Below are 19,705 nucleotides of genomic sequence, written 5' to 3'. Positions count from 1 at the left end.
AGCCCAGGTTAGCGCCGCCGTGCCGCCATGCGGCTGAACTTTTCCACCCGGCGCGAATCCCCATAGATCTGCACCTGCTCGCCAGCCTCCAAAGCCATGTGCCCGAGGACGGGCTGCCAGCGGTCCTCCCGGCGCACGGCAATCACCTTCACGCCGTGGCTCTGCCACAACGCCTGCTCGTCGAGCGGGCCCGCCATGTGCGTCGGCACCACCGTGTGCACAATCGCCGTGCCCGAGGACAACTCCACATAGTCGAGGTTCGCGCCACGCACCAGGTGCGCCACACGCCGCCCCATCGCCTCCTCCGGGTGCACCGTATGCGGCACCCCAATCTGGTCCAGGATGCGCCCGTGTGCATTGCCGGAAGACTTCGCCCACAAATTCTCGACGCCCACATCCACCAACAACGAACACGTCAAAATCGACGCCTCCACGTGCGCCCCGCCGATCGCCACCACGACGCCGTCGAACTCCGAAATGCCCAGCTCATCAATCGTGGCCACGTCCGTGCAGTCCGCCTGCACCACCTTCGACAGCAGCCCGTTATTGCGCTTCACGGCAGCCTCTTCCAGATCGACGCCAACGACGGTGGCGTCGTCAAACATGAGCTCCCTGCCCACCGCCGAGCCGAACCTACCCAGCCCAAGTACCGCGTACGTGGGCGTTGCAAACTTAACCAATGATCGGCCTTTCATAAGGAAGCAAAATTTTCGACGCCGGCTCCGCAAACGCGAACGCCGTCGCCACAGTTATCGGACCCAACCTGCCAACAATCATCATAAAAATAATGACCAACAACGAAGGCGCATCCAGATGAGGCGTAATACCCGTGGACAACCCCACCGTGCCAAACGCCGACAGCACCTCAAACAACACCTCCGACAGGTGAAACGGCGTCAGTGCCAACAACGCGAACGTCGCCGCCACCACCAGCGCGCCACTGAGCATCACCACCGTGATCGCCTGGTGCACCACCTCCACCGGGACGCCCTTGCCCAGCATGACCGGCTGCGTGCGTCCCCGCACCACCGCCGACACCGCCGCCACCAGCACCAACACCGTCGTAATCTTCACGCCACCCGCCGTGCCAGCCGGGCCCGCCCCCACGAACATGAACAGGTCCATCGCAAACAGCGTCGGCTCGTGCATCCCGCCAATATCGACAGAGTTGAACCCGCTCGTGCGGGTCTGCACCGCCTGGAACAGCCCCGCCAACACCGCATCCGACGACGGCAACCCACCCAGCGTGCGCAGGTTGTTCCACTCCATGGCGAGGATGGTGGCCGTCGAAAAGCAAAGAAGGAAGAGCGTACCGGCAACCACCATGCGCGTATTCAACGTCCAGCGGTGCAGGTGAAACACGTCCCGCCGAAACTGAAACAGCACCGGAAACCCCAAACCACCAATAATGATCGCCGCCATGATGGGCACGCAGACCCACCAGTCCCCCACGAAACTGGTCATGTTGTCCGAATAGAGCGCGAACCCCGCATTGTTAAACGCCGACACCGCATGAAACACCCCATGCCCCAACGCGCGCGGCAATGGGTAGCCCAACGCCACGAACCGCGCCGTCAACGCCAGCGCGACCAACGCCTCCACCACGATGCTCACCAGCAAGACCCGCCTCAACAGCGGCGCGATCCCGCCCACCGCCGTACGACGCTCCACCGCCGAAATCACATTCGCACTCAAATTCGCTTTGCGGACCACCGCCTGACCCAGAATCGTCGCGAAGCTCATCACCCCGAACCCGCCAACCTGGATCAACACGGCAATGACCACCTTGCCGAACGTAGTCCAATACGTCGCCGTATCCACAATGGCTAGGCCGGTTACACACAGCGCGGACGTCGCCGTAAACAACGCCGGCAACAGCGGCAACCCACCCGGATTCACAGTGGAAGCCGGAAGCATCAGCAACACGGTGCCCACGAACAGGGCTACCAGGAAGCCGAACAAGATCACCGCCGCGCTATTGAGCTGGCGGTGCCGAATGTCAGCAGGCACCAGCGGAACATTACGCCAGCGGGGTGCGGGTGGCAAGGGTTTTCTTGTCCCTGAGTGGCTGTGGAGTGGGCACCAGTGCCAAATCTGACATCGTTTGTTGTCTAGCACATTTTTTGCCAGCAACTTTGAAGCAATAGACCTTATTCGATTGCGTCTTTTGGCACTCGAACCGACCTGCCTGACACCAAATTCCCTCGCGCAGAACAGGCGACCTGGGCTTTGCGAACCCACGACGCCAAAATGCAGGAATGTGGTGCACACCGTCCCACGAGAGAACTAACGCTCGGCCAGCTCGGCCTCGATCCACGCCTTGCGGGCCTGGCGCTGCTCCTTCCAATGTGCAAGCGCCTGGACGGCCTCAATGCGCTGCTTCTTGAACACCAGCATGGACAGCGGGAACGCCACGATGAGGGCCAGCAGGGCCGACATGATCAGCGGGACGGGCGCCCCAACCGCGACGGCTAGCAGCTGGATCACCACGGTGAGGACGATGAAGAGGAGGAGCCGGTACAACCCGTAGATGGCGGCGGCTTTGTTTGCGCGACGCTTCGCGCTCGGGTCAACTTCGGGTGCTTCACTCATGGGGGCCATGGGGACTTAGCCTAACGCAAAGGTGGACCAGTATGTTAGAGGGCATGGGAAGGCTTCTACTCATCGCTCTGATCATTCTGGCTGTGTACTTGATGTGGCGCGCGTTCGGCCCGGGGTCGAATGCACGGTATGGAGGGTACGGGGTGCAGCAGCAGGAACAGCCACCGGTTATTAAGGGGCCGGATGATGATGAGGAGTTCCTGTGGGAGATCGAGAAGAATAGGTTTAAAGAACGCCGGGCCCGCGAGGAGGCGGAGCGCCGGCGTCGTGAAGAGGAGGAGCGTCGGAGGAAGCGCGGCGAAGACTAGCTGCGCGTTGCTTCCTCGGCGAGGACCTCGGGCAGCTTCTCTGCCCAGGCCAGGGAGTCGCGGACGCCCTGCTCGATGGTGAGTTCTGGGGACCAGCCGAGTACCTCGCGCGCCTTGTCGATGCGCGGTGCGCAACCGGCGACGTCGCCCTCGCGTGGTGGTGCGGTGGTGACCTCCATGTCGGAGCCGCTGGCGGACTTGAACGCCTCCGCGAGCTCGAAGACGGTGGTGCCGGTGCCGGTGCCTAGGTTGATGACCTCGTATGGGGCGAGGTCGGCCTTGAGGGCGGCGACGTGGGCGCGGGCCAGGTCCCAAACGTGGACGTAGTCGCGCAGGCCGGAGCCGTCGCGGGTTGGCCAGTCGACGCCGGTGACCGTGAACGCCTCACCCCTCTGGTGGGCGGTGATCATCTTGCCCAGCGCGTGGGACGGCAGCGGGTTCTGCAGGCCGGTGCGCAGCTGTGGGTCGGCGCCGATCGGGTTGAAGTAGCGCAGGGCCACAGCCTGGATCTGGCCGGCGGCAGCGGCGTCAGCCATGACGCGCTCCAGCATCCACTTCGACGCGGCGTACGGGCTGGTTGGCGCCACAACGGAGGACTCGTTGACGGTGAAGTCCTCGTCCGCCTGGTACATTGCGGCGGTCGAGCTGAGCATGACGCGCTTGACGCCGCGGTCGCGAAGGACCTGCAGCATCTTGGTTGCGCGGCCGACGTTGACGTCGTAGTACTCGAGCGGCTGCGCGACGGACTCCGGCACGATGATCTTGGCCGCGCAGTGGATGACGGCTTCGATGTCGGGGTGGTCGTCGAAAATTTTGTTGAGCAGCTCGGTGTCGGCGATGTCGCCCTCGTAGTGGTCGAAGCGCTCTGCGAAGACGCGCAGGCCAGTGGAGTAGTCATCCAAGATGACCGGGGTGATGCCTGCGTCGGAGCAGCACGATGCAATTGTGGAGCCGATGTAGCCGGCCCCTCCTGTAATCAGTGTTTTCATTAGTTCAATCCTGCGTACGAGTGAAGTCCAGCAATGACAGTATTTACATAGGTCATGTTAAAGATGGTCATGGCCAAGGCAAAAACGTTGATCCACGCGGCCTTCGAGTTCTTCCAGCCGGCGGTGGCGCGCGCGTGGAGGTAGGCGGCGTACAGAATCCACGTGATCATGGACACGGTTTCCTTCGCGTCCCAGCCCCACGGGCGACCCCAGGCGACCTCAGCCCAGATCGCGCCAAACACAATGCCGATTCCGAACAGCGGCAGCGTAATAATCGCCGTCTTGTAGGTGATCTGGTCGAGCGTCTTCGCGCTCGGCAGTGGCTTCGCAATCGCGCCGAAAAACCCATGCTCCTCGCCGCGCGGCTGCCACATGCGCAGCAAGTACAGCAGCGCAAAGATGCCCGACACAATACCTATCGACGCCCCCACCGACACCGACGAAACGTGCACCGGCAGCCAGTAGGACTGCAGCGCCGGCACCACCGGCGCCACGTGCATGTGGAACACCGTGGAGTTCAAGAACATCGCGATCGCCATCGGGGCGAGCAGCCACGGCCAGATGGTGTGCCAGTTCTTGCGCTGCACCACGATCGCGGCTGCGACCATCACGACGGCCGTCATGGCCAGGATGTACTCGTACAGGTTGCCGAGCGGGAAGCGCTTCGCCGCCAGCCCGCGCGTAATGAAGGACGCCACGTGCAGCACGATGCCGAACCAGATCAGCGCCTGCGTCATGTTCGCCCACTTGCGAGCGCCGGCGACGCGGCGGTCGTACTCTGCCTGGTCGAAGGAGTCGGAGGGGGCGTCGATAAGCTCGGAGCCGCCCCCGGCCCCCACGGCGACTTTTTGATCCATGCGGGCGCGCTCGCGGCGCATGTCGAGCACGCCGAACATGCGCCCGTAGTAGATACAGGACATGATCAGCGCAGCCAGGTACAGGATGAACGCGGTGCGGAACGTGAGGTCTGAAAGGTCCGCCATCGTGGAATCGACAAGCATGGGGAACAATCTACCGCGTCATCGCAGGTTAGCCAAGGTCATCAACCTCGAAGGAGGGGTTCTCCTCCTCCGAAACGCCCAGGATTTCCTCCACGATTTCGTCGAACTCGGCGCCCCACCCGGCGCGGTCCGTGCGCGCCAGGCCGGCGAGCTCCACGTGAGTGCCGGTGGCCGTCGGGGTCAGGCGGATCCACAGGCGGCGGCGCTTGATGGTCAGCGAGCCGGCCAGCGCGGCCAGCATGAGCACCGAGGTGGCCAGCATCCAGCCCTGGGTCGGGTCGTGGGAGATTTGGTAGTTGGCGTACTCGGCTGCGCCATCGAAGCGCACGCGGATGCCGCCCTCAAGGGTGGTTTCCTCCCCCGGCACCAGGTTGACGCGCTCCACCTTCTGCAGGCGCCCCTCGGCGATCAGGTTCTGGTCCAGCACGAAGATGTTCTGCGGGCGGCCGGTGTCCAGGCCGGCGTCGCCGACGTAGATGTCTACTGCCATCGCCGGGTCCTGCATCGCAGGGAAGCCGGACTGCAGCATGTCGCCGTTCACGCCGGTCCACTGGGCGGTGGGCGCGAAGTTGCCCTCGATGGCGATCTGGTGCTCGCGGCGCTCGGTGAGGTCCGGGTACATGCCGGCCGGCGGGTCGAAGCGCATCACGCCGGCGGACAGGAAGTTCTGCACGTCCGTGGGCCTAAACTGCACCATCTGGGTGCGCGACTCCCCGTTCGGCCAGGTGATGGTCACCTGGGGGGCAAAGCCGTGCCCCTGCAGGTAGACGCGGTTGCCGTCCACGCGCAGCGGGTGGTTGACCTGCAGCGTGAAGTCCTGCCACTGCTCGCGCGGGGCGGCCACGTCCGGGGTGTAGGCCACGTCCGACCAGAACCCGTTCGCCTGTCCAGTGTTGAGGTACTCGGCGCGGAAGTTCTTCGACTCGATGCAGAACGGGTGCAGGCCAGTGCCGTCGAAAAGCGGGCCGGCGCGGAAGACGTCGAAGTTCGCAGGCGACGTATTACAGAACTGGCGCGGCTGCTCCACAGGCACCGCGTACTGCGACTCGGACTCGGTCACCATGATGACCTGGCCCTCGTAGAAGACCATGCGGCCCGCCGCGAACGCCACAATCATGCCCACCAGCCCGATGTGGAACAGCAGGTTCATCAGCTCGCGGGAGTAGCCGCGCTCCGCCGAGATGGAGAACACCCCGGCGCGGTCCTCCTCCGGCTGGTAGGAAGCCACGTGCCACTTGCGCAGCACTGCGCGCGCCTTCGCCTCCAGCTCTTCCTTCGGCGTATCGACGTCCCCTTCCGCATGCAGCGGCATCCTGGACAGGTACTTCGGTGCCCGGGTCGGCGTGGCCCGGTACGCGCGCCAGTGGTCAATCGAGCGCGGGATGATGCACCCGACCAGCGACACCATCAGCAGCGTGACGATGGCGACGAACCAGGTGGAATCGAAGACGTCGAAAAGCTGCAGCTTGTCGTAGATGGGCCCCATGGTTGGGTTGGCGCGCAGGTAGTCGTCTACCAGCGTCGCGGAGACCGTGCGCTGTGGCAACAGCGCGCCCGGTATGGAGGCGAGCGAAAGTAAGAACAGGAGCAGCAGCGCGGTGCGCATACTGGTCAGCCAGTGCCACGACCTGCGTAGCCACGTCCATGCAGTGCTCATTTAAATCACCGTTGCTCCATATCCGAAGACGAGCTGGCGCGTCCAGCCGATAAACACGTTCCAGGCCCCGGTCAGCAGCAGCAGGCCGACGATGACCATCGCTACCCCGCCGATCACCTGGATGGTGCGCGAGTGCTTTCGCAGCACCTCGATGCTACGCACCGCTTTCGCCGAGCCAAGCGCCACCAGCAAGAACGGCAGCCCCAGCCCGAGGCAGTACGCGATGACCAGCAGCACGCCGCGCGCCGCGGTCATGCCTGCCGTCCCCACAGAGACGGAGACAATCGCGGCGAGCGTCGGCCCCAAGCACGGCGTCCACCCGAGCGCGAACACCCCGCCGAGCAGCGGCGCGCCCAACAGCGTGGTCCACTTCTTTGGCTGCAGCCGCGTGTCGTTTTGCAGCGCCGGCACCCAACCGGCGAACACCAGGCCCATCGCAATCGTGACCACCCCACCCGCACGCATGAGGGTCTCCGCGTTGAGCGCCACCGCGCTCACCGCGCCGAAGACGGTCACGGTGGCCAGCAGGAACACCACGGTGAACCCGAGGATGAACAGGCCCGCCGCGCCGGCGACGGCCCAGCGGCGCCGCGTCACAGATACCCCGTGCTCATCCACGTTGAGCTCCCCGCCCACGATGCCCGTCAGGTACGACATGTAGCCCGGCACCAGCGGCACCACGCACGGCGAGGCGAAGGACGCCAACCCGGCCAGCGCAGCCGCCAGCATTCCCAGCAGCAGCGGCCCCTGGGAGACCAGCTCCGATAACGCCTCCCCCACTTAGGCCTCCGCCTCCTGGTGCAGCGTCTTCGCCAGGTCAATGATCTCCTGGGCGTTGACCTCCCGCAGGAACACCGCCGCCGGGCGGTGCTGGGTGTCCAGCACGATCGTCGTCGGGATCACGGAGCTGGGCACGCCGCCCAAGAACGCGGCGGTCTTAAACGGCGGGTCGTAGATGGATGGGTAGGTCACCCCGTTGTCCTTCATGAAGTCGCGCGCAATGTCCGCGTTGTGGTCACGCACGTTAATGCCCAGCACGGTGCCGAAGCCCTCGATGGACTCCTGCACCTCCTGGAGGTCGTCGACCTCCGCACGGCACGGCGCGCACCACTGGCCCCACGCGTTGAGCACCACGACCTTGCCGTCGAAGTCGCTGAGCGAGATCTCGCTGCCCGGCTCCATGAGGGAATCGCCGGAAAAGTCCGGAAGCGGCTTACGCTCCTCCTGCGGGTAGAACAGTTCCACCTGCCCGCCCGGCGAGTGGAACGCGAAGGACCCACCGTTGTCGCTGGCGCTCGAGCACCCGCTCAGCAGCACGGCTGCGGCAACGAATGGGACAAGGCTGCGGCGCACGGTCATAGGGTCCTTCCAGGTTAGATCGCGGATGCGGGGGTTGAGTATGACCAGTCAACAACAACGTCGTCGTCGAACACAAGTGACGTCACGCTGGCCAGCTCGCAGCGACGGCTCGCGTGCGCGAAGGGCTTGCCCTGCACGTAGCGCTGCACCGTCACGATCGGCAGCTGGTGGCTCACCAACACGGCCTCGTGGCCCTCGGCGCGCTGGCGGGCATCCTCAATCGCGACGTCCATGCGAGCAAAGATGTCCTCGTAGGACTCGCCCCAGCTCGGCTCCCAGGGCTTGAGCATGTGGCGCCACCGGATCGGATTCCACAGCTGAGAGCGCCACCCCTTGGTGCGCAGCCCCTCAAAGGTGTTGCCGGCCTCCAGGATCTCCTCCCGCGTATCGATCTCCAGACCGGTGACCTCCGCAATAGGCTGCGCGGTCTCCTGCGCGCGCAGCAGCGGGCTGGCCGCCAGGTAGGTGACGTCGCGGCCCTCGAAAAACTTCGAGGTCGCAGCCGCCATCGAGTAGCCACGGGAGCTCAAGTGGTAGCCCGGCAGACGCCCGTAAAGGATCTTCTTCGGGTTGAACACTTCACCGTGGCGCACCAGGTGGACAACAGTTCGCGTCATTTACTGGCCCTCCGGGGTCGCGGCGGCTGCGGCCTTCGCAGCCGGGACGAGCGCGGCCTCGATGGTGGCGAAGTCGTCGTCAGTCAGCGCCGTGGAGACGAACCAGGTCTCGAACGGGCTCGGGGACGCGTGCACGCCGTGGTCCAGCAGCGCGTGGAAGAACGGCGCGTAGCGGAACGTGTCCGCCGCCTTCATGTCGTCGAAGTTGTGGCCTTCGCCCTCCGCGAAGCGCACCGACAGCATCGTCGACGCGCGCTGGATGTGGTGCGCCACGCCCTCACGCGTCAACGCTGAGCTGACCAAATCTTCCAGCCTGTCCGCGTTGCGGTGCAGCACCGGGTAAATATCCTCGCTGGCCAGGCGCAACGACGCCATGCCAGCCGCCATCGCCACCGGGTTTCCGGACAGGGTGCCCGCCTGGTACACCGGCCCGTTCGGCGCCAGCTTCTCCATCACTTCTCGACGCCCACCAAAGGCCGCCGCCGGCAACCCACCCGAGATGACCTTGCCGAAGGTCGTCAGATCACCCGCAACACCGTCAACCCCGTACCAGCCGGAGTAGGAGGTGCGGAAGCCCGTCATCACCTCGTCCAGGATGAGCAGGGCACCGTTAGCGTGGCAGACCTCCTTCAGCTTCGCGTTGAAGTTGTCCTGCGGCGCCACCGTGCCCATATTGCCGGCGGCCGCCTCCGCGATCACGGCGGCAATCTGGCCCTCGTTCTCCGCGAACGCGCGCTTCACAGCCTCGATGTCGTTGTACGGCACCACGATCGTGTCCGCCGCCTGCGCGCCGGTCACCCCTGGCGAATCCGGCAGCGAGAACGTCGCAATGCCGGAGCCTGCCGACGCCAACAGAGCGTCCACATGGCCGTGGTAGCAGCCATCAAACTTAATAATCTTCGGGCGCTGCGTATACCCGCGCGCCAGGCGCACCGCCGACATCGTCGCCTCAGTACCCGAGTTGACCATGCGCACCTCCTCCACGGACGTACGCTGCGTGATCATCTCCGCGATCTCCACCTCGGCCTCAGTCGGCGCGCCGAAGCTCAACCCGTTCACCAGCGCCTTCTCGACGGCCTCCAGGATCGCCGGGTGCGCATTCCCGTGGATCATCGGACCCCACGAATCCACCAGGTCCACGTAGGAGTTGCCGTCGACATCTACAAGCGTGCTGCCGAACGCCTTCTCAATAAAGCGCGTCTGCCCACCCACCGAGCCAAACGCGCGCACCGGCGAGTTCACCCCACCCGGCGTGACCCGCTGAGCGCGCGCAAACAACTCAGCAGAACGAGCAGTATTTTCTGAAGTCAGGTTCGTCTTCGTCATAGTTGCCTATCCTAGGCGATATGAAGATTGCATTTTTAGGCCTCGGCCGTATGGGTACCGAATTAGCACTCAAGCTTGTCAGTGACCACGACCTCACGGTCTGGAACCGCACCGCAGCAAAAACCCGCCCCGCTCGTGGAGCGCGGCGCCACCGCCGCCGACACCCCCGCAGACGCCGTCAAAGGCGCCGACATGGTCATCACCTCCCTGTTCGGCCCCGACACCGTCCGCGAAGTCGTCATCGAACCCGGCCTCATCCCCGACGGCGTCACCTGGGCCGACGCCACCACCATCTCCCCCGCCGACGCCGACTCCTTCGCCGCCGCCGTCCCCACCTTCGTCCACACCCCCGTAGTCGGCTCACTCATCCCGGCGCGCGCCGGAAAGCTCGGCGTCTACGTCGGCGGCGCCACCGAGCAGCGCCGCAATGAAGTCGCCGAGGTCGTCGCACCGTGGTCCGCCGCGAACCCGGAACGCCTCAAGGTCGTCGACACCGCCGCCCAGGCCGCGACGGGCAAGCTCATCGCCAACCTCGCCCTCGCGGTGACCATGCAGGGTTTCAAGGAAGCACTGCACATCGGCAACGCCCAAGGACTTGATGACGCCACCATCGTCGACATGCTCGCCTCCACCGGCCTCGAGTTCATCGTGAACATGAAGTCCCCCTTCCTCCTCGGCGAACGCGACACCAACCCCGGCGACTTCTCCACCGACGCCATCGAGAAGGACGCGCGTTTGATGCTCGCCACCGCCGAGGCCGCCGGCAAGGAGCTGCCCGCCGTGGCAGCCGCGGTTGCCTCCCTGCAGGAGCAGCAGAAGAAGGGCCACGGGGACGAGGACTTCTCCTCAGTGGTGGTGTACCGCTAATTTTCTGGGGAGCGAGTGCCAAAGGACGCAATTCTTGTTCGGGGAGGACGAAAAAGCCCAGGTCGTGAAAAGGGGGTTGCGTCCTTTGGCACTGGCACGGTTGAGACGGCACCAATTTCCTGGATTTTCGCGCGGCGGTTTGGAAAAGCCCAGGTCGCGCAAACTGCGTGAGGGAATTTGGTGCGCGCACCCGCCTACGCTTTCTTCGCTTGCCTCCTAAACGCGCCGAACATGATGACCACGATCAGGCCGATGGCGATCCAGTTGGCCACCTTCGCGTACTGCTCCAGCACGTACACCACGGGCTCCCCGATCCACCATCCGAGGGCGAAGTACCCAAGTGACCACAGGGTTTTCGAGATGAAGTCCAGCACCATGAACTTCCACAGCGGCATGCCGGTCATGCCCATCAGGACGAAGACGACGAAGGCGATGGGAAGTGGGATCGGTACGTAGGCGAGGAAGATTCCCAGCCAGCCGAGTTTGAGGGCCCACTTTTCCACGCGTTCGATGTTGCGGGCGCTGCGCTTGGAGTTCTGCGCCTGCACGTCAAGGATTCCGCGCCCCCACAGTTTGCCGGCCCACCAGTAGATCCAGTCGAACTTGATGGCCATCAGCGTGCCGATGAGCAGGTAGCCCAGCCAGTGCTGCACCTCGCCGACGGCGGCGAGCGCGCCCGTCGACGCCGCTCCAATCCGGGAACCGGTAATGGCCAGCATGATGGGCGGGTGCAGCCCAAGCAGCCAGGCGCGAAGTGGGATCATCGCAAGGCCGAAGAGGCCTACGAAGCCGAACCAGCCAAGGCACCAGTAGTCGGCCTTGGTTGGTTTGCTGTTCCAGGGCATGCCTGGTTGCTCCCACCATTCTGGTTCGGGTGTGATCTGCTCCTCGCTTTGCATAAGCAGAGAGTGTACCTAGCTAGAACATATTTAAGATTCCCGGGTTGGTGGCCACCACGATTCCGATGATTGCCAGCAGCCCGAGTACTACGCCGGCGATGATGCCGCCGGTGGAGGAGCCTTCCTTGTCGGCGCCGGTCAGCTTGTCGCAGTCGGCTTTGACGGGTTGGTATTCGGCTTCGGCGCGCTCGGTGTTTGCGCGGGCCTCGGCTGCGGCTGCCTTGGCGGCCGCAGCGGCAGCAGCCGCATCCTCCTGCGCTTGCTTCGCGGCCTTCAGCGCTTCCTCGGCTGCGGCCTGTCGGGCAGGCTGCGCCTCCTTGGCGGCGGAAAGCTCCTGCTCACGCTTTGCCACGAGCTCCTCCGCGGCCTGCAGCGCGCGTGCGGCTTCCAGGGTCCGCTCCGCCTTGTCGACGTCCCCTTCGCGCTCCTCGAGCGTTTGACGCTTGGTGGCGTCGCCAAACTCGATGGCGTGCTTGAGGCCGTCGTAGTAGGTATTGAAGCGCTCGGTGTACTCGTCGACGGTGAACAGTGGCGTGCCCTGCTTCATCCAGTGGGTGGCGAAGGTCTGCGCGTGCGCGACACGCCACGGGTACCCCTGGTACCGGAAGGCTTTGGTGTTCACGGCGAAGCCGGTGGCGCGCATGTCCGGATTGACGATCGCCATGTAGTGGCCAGCGCCCGCCGCGAATGGCTCCTCGCCCTTCTCGAGTGCCTCGAAGTACGCGACGCGCTCCTCGTGGAACCAGCCCTTGAACGGGTTCTCGTAGTTCCAGGACAGGTTGTCCCAGCCGTTGCCGGAGTGCCCGCGCGGCAGCTGGTGCGACCAGTTCACGTTTACCTGGGCCTGCGCCATCAGGAAGTCGGAGACGGGCAGGGCGGGCTGGCCGTCGCTTTCGCGGAGCTCGTTGGCCTCGGGCAGCCAGCCGATGGCTGCCTTCATGTTGTCCAGGTGGGTGGCGTCGTCGGTCTCACCGATGTGGGTGTCGTCCGCGATGCGGTAGCCCGTCTGCCCAGCCACCGGGTCTTCTTCTTTGAAGCGGAAGTCGGTGTTCAGTTCGGCGACGGCGTCGGTTGCGCCCATGGCTTCGAAGAAGCCGAGGGAGCCGCGGTCGAACTGCTGTTGCGCCTCGGCCTTGCTGGCTTCGAGGGCGGCGGCCGCTTCGGCGGCCCGCGCCTTCGAGTCCTCGAGCGCCTGCTGTGCAGATTCCGCCGTCACGCCGGCGGGCACTGCGGACTGTTTCGCGGTGCGGTCGGTGGTGGCGTCGTCAAGAAGGCGTTGGGCGGCGGCGACCATGCCCTTTGCTGCCTTGAGTTCTTCCTGGGCGGCGGCGACGTCGCGCTGCGCCGCATCGAGCGTCTGCTGCGTGGCGCGCTCGCGGTCCTGCGCATCGCGCTGCTTCGCGGTGGCGTCCTTGACCGCGTCGACAAGCGCCACGCAACGAGCCTCCGTGAGCTGGGCGGTGTCCTCCGCCATGGCCTGCGGGGCCACCAACATGGCCGCTGAGCAGGTAGTAACGAGCATGAGTCCGAGCTGCTTCTTCATACCGGCAGATTAGCAGGAAACTTTCGTACTTTTCCCAAATAAAAGCCAGAATTGTTCTAAGGTTTTGCCCATGAAAACAGCACTGACCCGCACGCAGCGCCTCGATAGGCTGCCGGTTACCCCGAAACACAAGAAGCTCCTCGTCGGATCGGGGGTGGGGTGGGCGCTCGACGCGATGGATGTCGGGCTGGTCTCCTTCGTCATCGCGGCGCTGGCCGTGCACTGGGACCTTGAGAAAACCACCACGAGCTGGATCGCGTCCGTGGGGTTCATCGGGATGGCGGTCGGCGCCTCCCTCGGCGGGCTGCTCGCGGACAAGCTGGGGCGCCGCCAGGTCTTCGCCCTCACGCTCCTGATCTACGGCGTGGCCACGGGCGCTTCGGCGCTCGCCGGGTCGGTCGCTGTCCTGCTCGTCTTCCGGTTCCTCACCGGCCTGGGCCTCGGCGCGGAGTTGCCCGTCGCGTCCACGCTGGTCAGCGAGTTCGCGCCGCTGAAGGTGCGCGGGCGGATGGTGGTCTGGCTCGAGGCGTTTTGGGCGGCGGGCTGGATTCTGGCGGCGGTCATCGGCACGTTCGTCGTCGCCGAGGGCGAAAACGGCTGGCGTTGGGGGCTTGCGCTCGGCGCCGTGCCTGCGCTCTACGCGCTGTATGTGCGCATGCAGCTGCCCGAATCGGTCCGCTTCCTGGAGGCGCGCGGCCGCGACGAGGAAGCAGAGGCAGTGGTCCGCAGCTTCGAGGAGCAAGTCCCACCCGAACTACTTATCGACGCCCCCATCGCCACCAACAACGATCCCGAAGCAAGTGCTGGCAAAGGCACCCACATCTGGGGCCCCGAACTGCGCGCCCGCACCGCCGCCTTCTGGACAGTCTGGTTCTGCGTCTCCCTCGCCTACTACGGCGCGTTCACCTGGATCCCTTCCCTGCTTGTGGACCAAGGCTTCAGCCTCGTGCGCTCCTTCAGCTTCACGCTGATCATCACGCTGGCCCAGCTGCCCGGGTACGCCCTGGCCGGCTGGCTCATTGAGGTCTGGGGGCGCCGCACCACCCTCGCCGTCTTCCTGGCCGGGTCGGCGGTGTCGGCTGGGCTCTACGGGTTCGCCACCGCGCCCTGGCAGATCATCGCCGCAGGCTGCCTGCTCTCCCTGTTCAACCTGGGCGCCTGGGGTGCCCTCTACGCCATCGGCCCCGAGCTCTACCCCACCCAGATCCGCGCCACCGGCACCGGCGCCGCGGCCGCCTTCGGGCGTGTCGGCTCCATCCTGGCACCGCTCATTGTGCCGCCGGTTTTGGCCTTCGGCGGCCACGCCAGCGTGTTCGCGGTCTTCGCGGTAGCGTTCACCGTGGCCGCCGTGGCGGCGTTCGTCCTGCCGGAACAGAAGGGCAAAGTGCTCCTTTAACTGGACACGCGCACCAAATTCCCTCTTTTTGAAAATAACCCGGCGTGTTTCCCCAGGTCACCAAAAGTTTTCTCGGAATTTGGTGCGCGTTTCCACTTAAAGCAGGTCTTTCGCGGCCTGACGCGCGTTGCCGATCACGGCCGGGACCCCAACCCCGGCAACCCAGGCGCCGGTCACACCAACGCCGTCGATACCGGCAAGGGCGTCCTGGACCTTGGCCACGGTGGCGAGGTGGGTGGCGTCGTAACGCGGGAGGCCACCGAGCCAGCGCTGGACGAAGATCTCCTCGACGCCGGCGGCGCGGCCGTCGAAGCCGGTGATGGTCTGCAGGTCGTCGAGGGCCCAGTCCACGAGGTCGTCCTCGCTGGCGGTCAAGGCGACGTTGTCGCCGTAGCGGCCGAAGCTGGCGCGTACAAGGGCGCCGCCGCGCTCGGCGAGGTGCGGCCACTTACGCGACGAAAGCGTGAACGCCTTGGCGTGCACGTCCTTCGCATCGGTACTGACCAGCACGCCGGAGTTCTCTGGCAGGCCCTCATCGGTGGCGAAGCGCAGACCCACCACGGCGGAGTTTGCCAGCTCAACAGAGCGAAGCGCCTCGGAGGCCTCGGGGGCGATGCCGCGAAGCAGCAGCGCGGTCGTCGGCGCCGGGGTGGCCAACAGCACGCGGTCGTAGACGGTGTCCTCGCCCCCCTTGAGGCGGAACCCCTCGCCCTCGCGGCTGATGGACGGGATGAACGCGTCGACGTAGATGTTCGCTCCGGACTGCTCGGCGAGCGCCTCGTAGAGCTCCTGGTAGCCCTCGCGGAAGGACGCGAAAATGGGTGCCGGTTTCGAAGGCTTCGAGGGCTTCTTCCGAGCCGCCTCCAGGTTCGCGACCGCGGTGGACAGGTGCACCGGGCCGTCGGCGGCCAGGCGGTCGAACTCGGCGGCGAGCTGCGGCACGGTAGCACGAACGCCCAGTTCATCGGCGGTGCAGGAGTACACCCCGCCAAGCAGGGAGGAAACGATGTTGTCCACGACGTCGTCGCCGTAGCGCTCGCGAACCAGGGCGCCGACGCTCATGTCGCCGCCGACGGTCCACTCGAAGCCCTCGCGCTCCGCCTCGGTGTCGATGCGCCGCGCGGTCTCCTCACTGACCAGGTGCGCGACCGGCTCGGAGGTGGAAGGGATCCCCATCATGCCGCCTGCCGGCATAGCGCGGGTTTCGCCGTCGACGTACAGCAGGGAGCGCATCCCCGATGGGGAGACCAGCGAGTCTTGCAGGCCCAGCTCTTCGACGAGCTGCTTTGCTTCCGGGCGGCGCGCAATGAAGGCTTCTGCTCCCATATCGGTGGGGCCGCCGTCGAACGCAACGGTGTACAGCTTGCCGCCGATGCGGTCGTTGCCTTCGTAGACGTCGACGGTGTGGCCGGAGTTGCGCAGCTCAAACGCTGCGGTCAGCCCGGCAAGCCCTGCACCGACAATGGCGATATTCAATGGGGATCTCCTTCGTTATGCTTCGTGGATCATTGCGACGGCGTCGGTGATGGCGCCTGCATCGGTGGTCGGCAAGACGCCGTGCCCGAGGTTGAAGATGTGGCCGGTGGCGGTGCCGGCGTCGATAGCTCGGGCGGCCTCGGCCTTGATGCGGCGCACTTCTTCCTGCACCACGGCGGGGCCGGCGAAGAGCATCGCCGGGTCAAGGTTGCCCTGCAGCACACGCGGGGACGCAAAGCGCTTCGCGGCGACGTCGAGCGGCACGCGCCAATCGACGCCCATCACCTCAGAACCGGCCTCGGACATCGCGCCGAGCAGCTCACCCGTGGCCACACCGAAGTGGATGCGCGGGATCACGCCCTCGACCTCCTTCAGGATCTCGGCGGAGTACGGCAGGACGTGCTCGCGGTAGTCGGCCTCTGTGAGGAAGCCCGCCCAGGAGTCGAAGAGCTGCATGGCGTCGATGCCGGCGTCGACCTGCGTGCGCAGGAACGCGCTGATGGTCGGCACGAGGCGGCGCATCAGGGCGTGCCACGTGTCCGGGTCGCCGTGCATCATGGCCTTCGTCTTCTCGTGATTCTTGCTCGGCCCGCCCTCGATGAGGTAGCTGGCCAGCGTAAACGGTGCGCCGACAAAGCCGATCAGGGCCTGGGTATCGGTGAGCTCGTCGAGAATAATCTCGATGCCCTTCGCCACTTCCTCAACGTTGTGGTCCAGCACCGGCAAATTATCGACGTCTTCTCGCGTCCTAATCGCTTTCTCCATCACTGGGCCGCGGCCCGGCACGATCTCCACGCCGATGCCCGCTGCCTTCAGCGGCACAACGATATCGGAAAAGAGGATCGCCGCATCCATGTCGTGGCGGCGCACCGGCTGCATCGTGATCTCCGCGAGGAGCTCCGGCATGAAGCAGGAGTCCAGCATGGAGATGCCTTCACGGACTTTGCGGTATTCCGGCAGCGAGCGCCCGGCCTGGCGCATAAACCACACCGGGGTGCGTGAGGGCGTGCGGCCGTTGGCGGCCTCAATGAGCGGGGCAGAAGAAAGGTCGCGTCTGGTCATAGTCCCCCACCCTACCGCCGTTGCGGTTTAGGAGGGAAAATGATTTGCCCGCGAGGAGTGCGCCTCAATCACGAGCGAGCTGCCCAGCATGAGCAGCGTGGCCCCCACCGGTGGCAGCACGCCGATCGCGGCAAGCACAATCGCGGTGGAGTTGTACGCCCAGGCGAAGATCATGTTGTAGTCAATGATGTGGCACACCCGGCGCGCGTGCGCGATGAGCTGCGGGACGGCAGAGACGTCGTCGCGGATCAGCACGGCGTTGCAGGCACGGGCGATGGTGGAGGACTGGGCGTCGATAAGGTCGTCGGTGGCGTAGAGCAGGCCGACGTCCGCCACCTTGATAGTGGGAAGCGCGGTGGCGTCGCCGATCATGGCCACCGTGGCGCCCTTCGTGTGGATGGCACGAACCGCCCCCGGCTTGTCCGGCGCGGTAATGCCGGCGAGCACGTTGGACATACCCAAAAAGTCGGCAAAGCGGCGGGCAACCGGGTAGGTATCGCGGGTGAGCATCACCGTCTCTACGCCCATCTGTTCCAGGCGGTTGATGGCCTCGTGGGCGTCGTCCTTCGCGGGGTCGTAGAGGGTGATCACGCCGCGGTCCTTGCCGCGCCAGCGCACCACTACAGGGGTGCCTCCGGCGGTCGCGGCCATCGCGAGGCGGCCGTGCAGCTGGGACAGGTTCGTGGGGCGCCACAGGCAGGCGTCGAAGGACTCGGTGCGGTCCTCGTCCTCGTCGCCGTAGGTCAAGGTGAGGCGGCCGCGGAACTCGCCGCCGGGCGTGATTTCCTCGTTGCTCATCTCGATCCACGACGGCACATCGGCGCTCTTCGTGCGCCCATCGCGCGCCTCACGCGCCGCCTTCACCATTGCGCGTGCCGACGGGTGGTTGGACTCCACCGACAGCGCACCCGCCACGCGCATCACCATCTCCGGGCTTTCGCCGCGCTCCGCGGTGACGGTCTCCACCGTCATCTGCGGCTTGACAAGGGTGCCCACGCGGTTGAACACAGCCGTGTCCGTCGACTCCAGCGCGCGGAAGGTTTCGCCGTCGCGGATCAGGATGCCGTTTCGCACCGCCGACTCAATGCCGAGGCGGATCGCCAGCGAAGGCGAAATCGCCAGCGCCACCGGCGCCACCACCACCAAGATGGCCAACGCCGTGGAAAAGCCAGCATTGTAGTTGCCGGTCAGCAGCACCCACAGCCCAAAATCTAAGATAGCCAGCGCATAGGCCGCCGGGATGAGCAGGCCCGCCGCGCGCGTGGACATCAACGTGGCCTCGTTCTGGTGGCGCAGCACCGCGTCCACCCAGCGCTCCACCGCGCCCAGGCGGGTGGTGTGTCCGACGCGTTCCACGCGCATCTTGATCTTGCCGCTGCGCAGCACCGACCCGGCGCGCACCGTTGAGCCGACTTTCACCTCGGAGGGCTCGCGGGCGTCGATAATCTGGGGGTTCAACACGCCAGAGCCGCCAACCACCTCGCCGTCGGCAGGGATGATCTCGCCGGCGTGGACGTAGACGTCATCCCCCTTGTTCAGCTCGACTGCCGGGAAGTCTTCCTCCGTCACGTTGCCCGCCCGCGAACGACGCACCACCTTGTACACCGCGTCCGGATCAGGGTTGCGGGCCTGCAAATCCTCCATGAGGCGGGGGCGAGCGCGCATGGTGAAGTAGCGTCCCACCAGCAACAACGTGGTCACGGCGCAGGAGACCTCGAAGAAGATCTCAACGTCGTGGCCCATCTGGTGCGGCACCCAGCCACTACTGGTAGTCCAGCCGATCTGCCCAGCGGACGTCAGCACCACCGCGACCAGCGACCACAGCCAAGCGGCCAAAATCGCGATCGAGCTCGCGCCGTCCAGCGCGGAAATCCCGCGGCGCACGCCGCCGAGCATCGCGCGGTGGAACGGGAACGCGCACCACAGTGCGACCGGCGTGGACAACGCCAACGAACACCACTGCCAGCCCGGGAACTGGAACTGCGGCACGTACGCCATCAGGACGACCGGGATGCTCAGCACAATAGCGATCCACATGCGAAGCGGCGTGACCAAGTCGCGGGCGGTAAACAGTACGTCCTGGCCACGCATCATGCCGCGGCGCCGTCGGGCAGTGCGCACGAACCCGCTCGCGCGCGCCGTGCGCAGGGAGCGCTGCTCGTGTTCCTTCATCCGGCGCATCCGGCCGGACATGCCGCGCGTGCCGCGCCGCGGCAGCGTGTGATCCACCACCGAATGCCCCTGGGCGCGGCGGCGCAGCGTCGAATCCGTCAGCTGCACCTCCACCCCGAAGCGCTGCATCACCTCGGCGATCGTGTGCGGGGCCGTGGTGTCCGGCGCGGTCACCCACGCCATCTTCGTCGGGTACACCAGGCGTGCCTGCACGCCCGGCAGCTCCTCCAGGGCCTCCTCGATGTCGCGCAGCTGCGCGCCGTCCTCCAGGCCCTCGAGCTCGAACGCGTAGGAAGCGTGGGGGCGCAGCGGATTGCCGTTGCCGTCCTCGGAGTGGCTCGAATCCGGGTCGAAGCCGGCGTCCTTGGCCGCCAGGCGGGCGTCGTCAATTGAGCGCGTCACATTATCAGCCATGCGCCGTTACTCCACTTC

General features: G+C 65.7%; 17 protein-coding genes and 1 pseudogene. 3 read left to right on the top strand and 15 right to left on the bottom strand.

All coding sequences use genetic code 11. The features are described from left to right. Positions 1 to 8: 8 nt before the first annotated feature. From HMPREF3170_RS02020 to HMPREF3170_RS02010, 3 genes are all read right to left on the bottom strand, one after another. Entirely contained in the window at positions 9 to 680 is a 672-nt protein-coding gene (locus tag HMPREF3170_RS02020; RefSeq protein WP_168161605.1) for a potassium channel family protein, read from the bottom strand. Next, positions 673 to 2,010, bottom strand: a complete 1,338-nt coding sequence (locus tag HMPREF3170_RS02015; RefSeq protein WP_246814889.1) for a TrkH family potassium uptake protein — start codon at positions 2,008 to 2,010, stop codon at positions 673 to 675. Before HMPREF3170_RS02015 ends, HMPREF3170_RS02020 begins: the two co-directional genes overlap by 8 nt. Positions 2,011 to 2,286: 276 nt before the next feature. Beyond that, a complete protein-coding gene (locus HMPREF3170_RS02010) occupies positions 2,287 to 2,601 on the bottom strand; it encodes a DUF4229 domain-containing protein (protein WP_369822028.1) in 315 nt (104 codons plus the stop codon). Between the two features lie 44 nt (positions 2,602 to 2,645). Here HMPREF3170_RS02010 and HMPREF3170_RS02005 point away from each other — a divergent pair, with 44 nt between their 5' ends. Then, positions 2,646 to 2,909 carry a hypothetical protein gene (locus HMPREF3170_RS02005; RefSeq protein WP_070477766.1) on the top strand — a complete coding sequence of 88 codons (264 nt, stop codon included), beginning with the start codon at positions 2,646 to 2,648 and terminating at the stop codon, positions 2,907 to 2,909. Here HMPREF3170_RS02005 and galE read toward each other — a convergent pair. Genes galE through hemL form a run of 7 tightly spaced genes read right to left on the bottom strand, consistent with a single transcriptional unit; the run spans position 2,906 to position 9,858 of the window. Further along, positions 2,906 to 3,898: a UDP-glucose 4-epimerase GalE gene (gene galE, locus HMPREF3170_RS02000; protein WP_070477405.1), complete on the bottom strand. Its 993-nt coding sequence runs from the start codon at positions 3,896 to 3,898 to the stop codon at positions 2,906 to 2,908. The genes HMPREF3170_RS02005 and galE overlap by 4 nt on opposite strands. Further along, entirely contained in the window at positions 3,898 to 4,899 is a 1,002-nt protein-coding gene (gene ccsB / locus HMPREF3170_RS01995; protein WP_070477403.1) for a c-type cytochrome biogenesis protein CcsB, read from the bottom strand. Before ccsB ends, galE begins: the two co-directional genes overlap by 1 nt. A gap of 28 nt (positions 4,900 to 4,927) precedes the next feature. Next, the gene (locus tag HMPREF3170_RS01990; RefSeq protein WP_070477401.1) at positions 4,928 to 6,556 is read right to left on the bottom strand and encodes a cytochrome c biogenesis protein ResB; all 1,629 of its coding nucleotides are present in this window, start codon (positions 6,554 to 6,556) and stop codon (positions 4,928 to 4,930) included. Next, positions 6,557 to 7,285, bottom strand: a complete 729-nt coding sequence (locus tag HMPREF3170_RS01985; RefSeq protein WP_141742175.1) for a cytochrome c biogenesis CcdA family protein — start codon at positions 7,283 to 7,285, stop codon at positions 6,557 to 6,559. 51 nt (positions 7,286 to 7,336) lie between these two features. Continuing rightward, positions 7,337 to 7,915, bottom strand: coding sequence for a TlpA family protein disulfide reductase (locus HMPREF3170_RS01980; protein WP_070477398.1), 579 nt, complete (start codon positions 7,913 to 7,915; stop codon positions 7,337 to 7,339). Between the two features lie 14 nt (positions 7,916 to 7,929). Further along, positions 7,930 to 8,532 (bottom strand): histidine phosphatase family protein, encoded by a 603-nt coding sequence (locus tag HMPREF3170_RS01975; protein ID WP_070363187.1) that lies wholly within the window; start codon positions 8,530 to 8,532, stop codon positions 7,930 to 7,932. After that, positions 8,533 to 9,858 carry a glutamate-1-semialdehyde 2,1-aminomutase gene (gene hemL / locus HMPREF3170_RS01970; protein ID WP_070477397.1) on the bottom strand — a complete coding sequence of 442 codons (1,326 nt, stop codon included), beginning with the start codon at positions 9,856 to 9,858 and terminating at the stop codon, positions 8,533 to 8,535. A gap of 20 nt (positions 9,859 to 9,878) precedes the next feature. On the opposite strand from hemL, the pseudogene HMPREF3170_RS01965 reads away from it, so the two are divergent. Beyond that, a pseudogene (locus HMPREF3170_RS01965) lies at positions 9,879 to 10,725 on the top strand (NAD(P)-dependent oxidoreductase). A 194-nt stretch (positions 10,726 to 10,919) separates the two neighbouring features. Here the strand turns inward: HMPREF3170_RS01965 and HMPREF3170_RS01960 are convergent. After that, the gene (locus HMPREF3170_RS01960) at positions 10,920 to 11,624 is read right to left on the bottom strand and encodes a DedA family protein (protein ID WP_070477395.1); all 705 of its coding nucleotides are present in this window, start codon (positions 11,622 to 11,624) and stop codon (positions 10,920 to 10,922) included. Between the two features lie 19 nt (positions 11,625 to 11,643). Then, a complete protein-coding gene (locus tag HMPREF3170_RS01955) occupies positions 11,644 to 13,167 on the bottom strand; it encodes a CAP domain-containing protein (RefSeq protein WP_070477394.1) in 1,524 nt (507 codons plus the stop codon). Between the two features lie 70 nt (positions 13,168 to 13,237). On the opposite strand from HMPREF3170_RS01955, the gene HMPREF3170_RS01950 reads away from it, so the two are divergent. After that, positions 13,238 to 14,563: an MFS transporter gene (locus tag HMPREF3170_RS01950; RefSeq protein ID WP_070477392.1), complete on the top strand. Its 1,326-nt coding sequence runs from the start codon at positions 13,238 to 13,240 to the stop codon at positions 14,561 to 14,563. 96 nt (positions 14,564 to 14,659) lie between these two features. On the opposite strand, the gene HMPREF3170_RS01945 is transcribed toward HMPREF3170_RS01950, so the two are convergent. Genes HMPREF3170_RS01945 through HMPREF3170_RS01935 form a run of 3 tightly spaced genes read right to left on the bottom strand, consistent with a single transcriptional unit; the run spans position 14,660 to position 19,687 of the window. Further along, a complete protein-coding gene (locus HMPREF3170_RS01945; protein ID WP_070477390.1) occupies positions 14,660 to 16,039 on the bottom strand; it encodes a protoporphyrinogen oxidase in 1,380 nt (459 codons plus the stop codon). A 15-nt stretch (positions 16,040 to 16,054) separates the two neighbouring features. Beyond that, positions 16,055 to 17,101, bottom strand: a complete 1,047-nt coding sequence (gene hemE, locus HMPREF3170_RS01940) for a uroporphyrinogen decarboxylase (protein ID WP_070477389.1) — start codon at positions 17,099 to 17,101, stop codon at positions 16,055 to 16,057. A gap of 27 nt (positions 17,102 to 17,128) precedes the next feature. Continuing rightward, positions 17,129 to 19,687 (bottom strand): heavy metal translocating P-type ATPase, encoded by a 2,559-nt coding sequence (locus HMPREF3170_RS01935; protein ID WP_070477388.1) that lies wholly within the window; start codon positions 19,685 to 19,687, stop codon positions 17,129 to 17,131. Positions 19,688 to 19,705 lie beyond the last annotated feature (18 nt).

Source organism: Corynebacterium sp. HMSC08D02, assembly GCF_001807505.1.
In the GTDB taxonomy this organism is placed as follows: Bacteria; Actinomycetota; Actinomycetes; order Mycobacteriales; family Mycobacteriaceae; genus Corynebacterium; species Corynebacterium pseudogenitalium.
Note: the sequence above shows the minus strand (reverse complement) of the source record. Positions and strands in the feature narration are given on the sequence as shown.

Bases quoted from the DNA above. Each gene is read 5' to 3' on its own strand.
- HMPREF3170_RS01985 (WP_141742175.1), bottom strand. From the start codon at position 7,285: ATGCTGGCGGCTGCGCTGGCCGGGTTGGCGTCCTTCGCCTCGCCGTGC.
- HMPREF3170_RS01990 (WP_070477401.1), bottom strand. From the start codon at position 6,556: ATGAGCACTGCATGGACGTGGCTACGCAGGTCGTGGCACTGGCTGACC.
- hemL (WP_070477397.1), bottom strand. From the start codon at position 9,858: ATGACGAAGACGAACCTGACTTCAGAAAATACTGCTCGTTCTGCTGAG.
- HMPREF3170_RS01975 (WP_070363187.1), bottom strand. From the start codon at position 8,532: ATGACGCGAACTGTTGTCCACCTGGTGCGCCACGGTGAAGTGTTCAAC.
- HMPREF3170_RS01960 (WP_070477395.1), bottom strand. From the start codon at position 11,624: ATGCAAAGCGAGGAGCAGATCACACCCGAACCAGAATGGTGGGAGCAA.
- HMPREF3170_RS01980 (WP_070477398.1), bottom strand. From the start codon at position 7,915: ATGACCGTGCGCCGCAGCCTTGTCCCATTCGTTGCCGCAGCCGTGCTG.
- hemE (WP_070477389.1), bottom strand. From the start codon at position 17,101: ATGACCAGACGCGACCTTTCTTCTGCCCCGCTCATTGAGGCCGCCAAC.
- galE (WP_070477405.1), bottom strand. From the start codon at position 3,898: ATGAAAACACTGATTACAGGAGGGGCCGGCTACATCGGCTCCACAATT.
- HMPREF3170_RS01935 (WP_070477388.1), bottom strand. From the start codon at position 19,687: ATGGCTGATAATGTGACGCGCTCAATTGACGACGCCCGCCTGGCGGCC.
- HMPREF3170_RS02005 (WP_070477766.1), top strand. From the start codon at position 2,646: ATGGGAAGGCTTCTACTCATCGCTCTGATCATTCTGGCTGTGTACTTG.
- ccsB (WP_070477403.1), bottom strand. From the start codon at position 4,899: ATGCTTGTCGATTCCACGATGGCGGACCTTTCAGACCTCACGTTCCGC.
- HMPREF3170_RS01950 (WP_070477392.1), top strand. From the start codon at position 13,238: ATGAAAACAGCACTGACCCGCACGCAGCGCCTCGATAGGCTGCCGGTT.
- HMPREF3170_RS02010 (WP_369822028.1), bottom strand. From the start codon at position 2,601: ATGGCCCCCATGAGTGAAGCACCCGAAGTTGACCCGAGCGCGAAGCGT.
- HMPREF3170_RS01955 (WP_070477394.1), bottom strand. From the start codon at position 13,167: ATGAAGAAGCAGCTCGGACTCATGCTCGTTACTACCTGCTCAGCGGCC.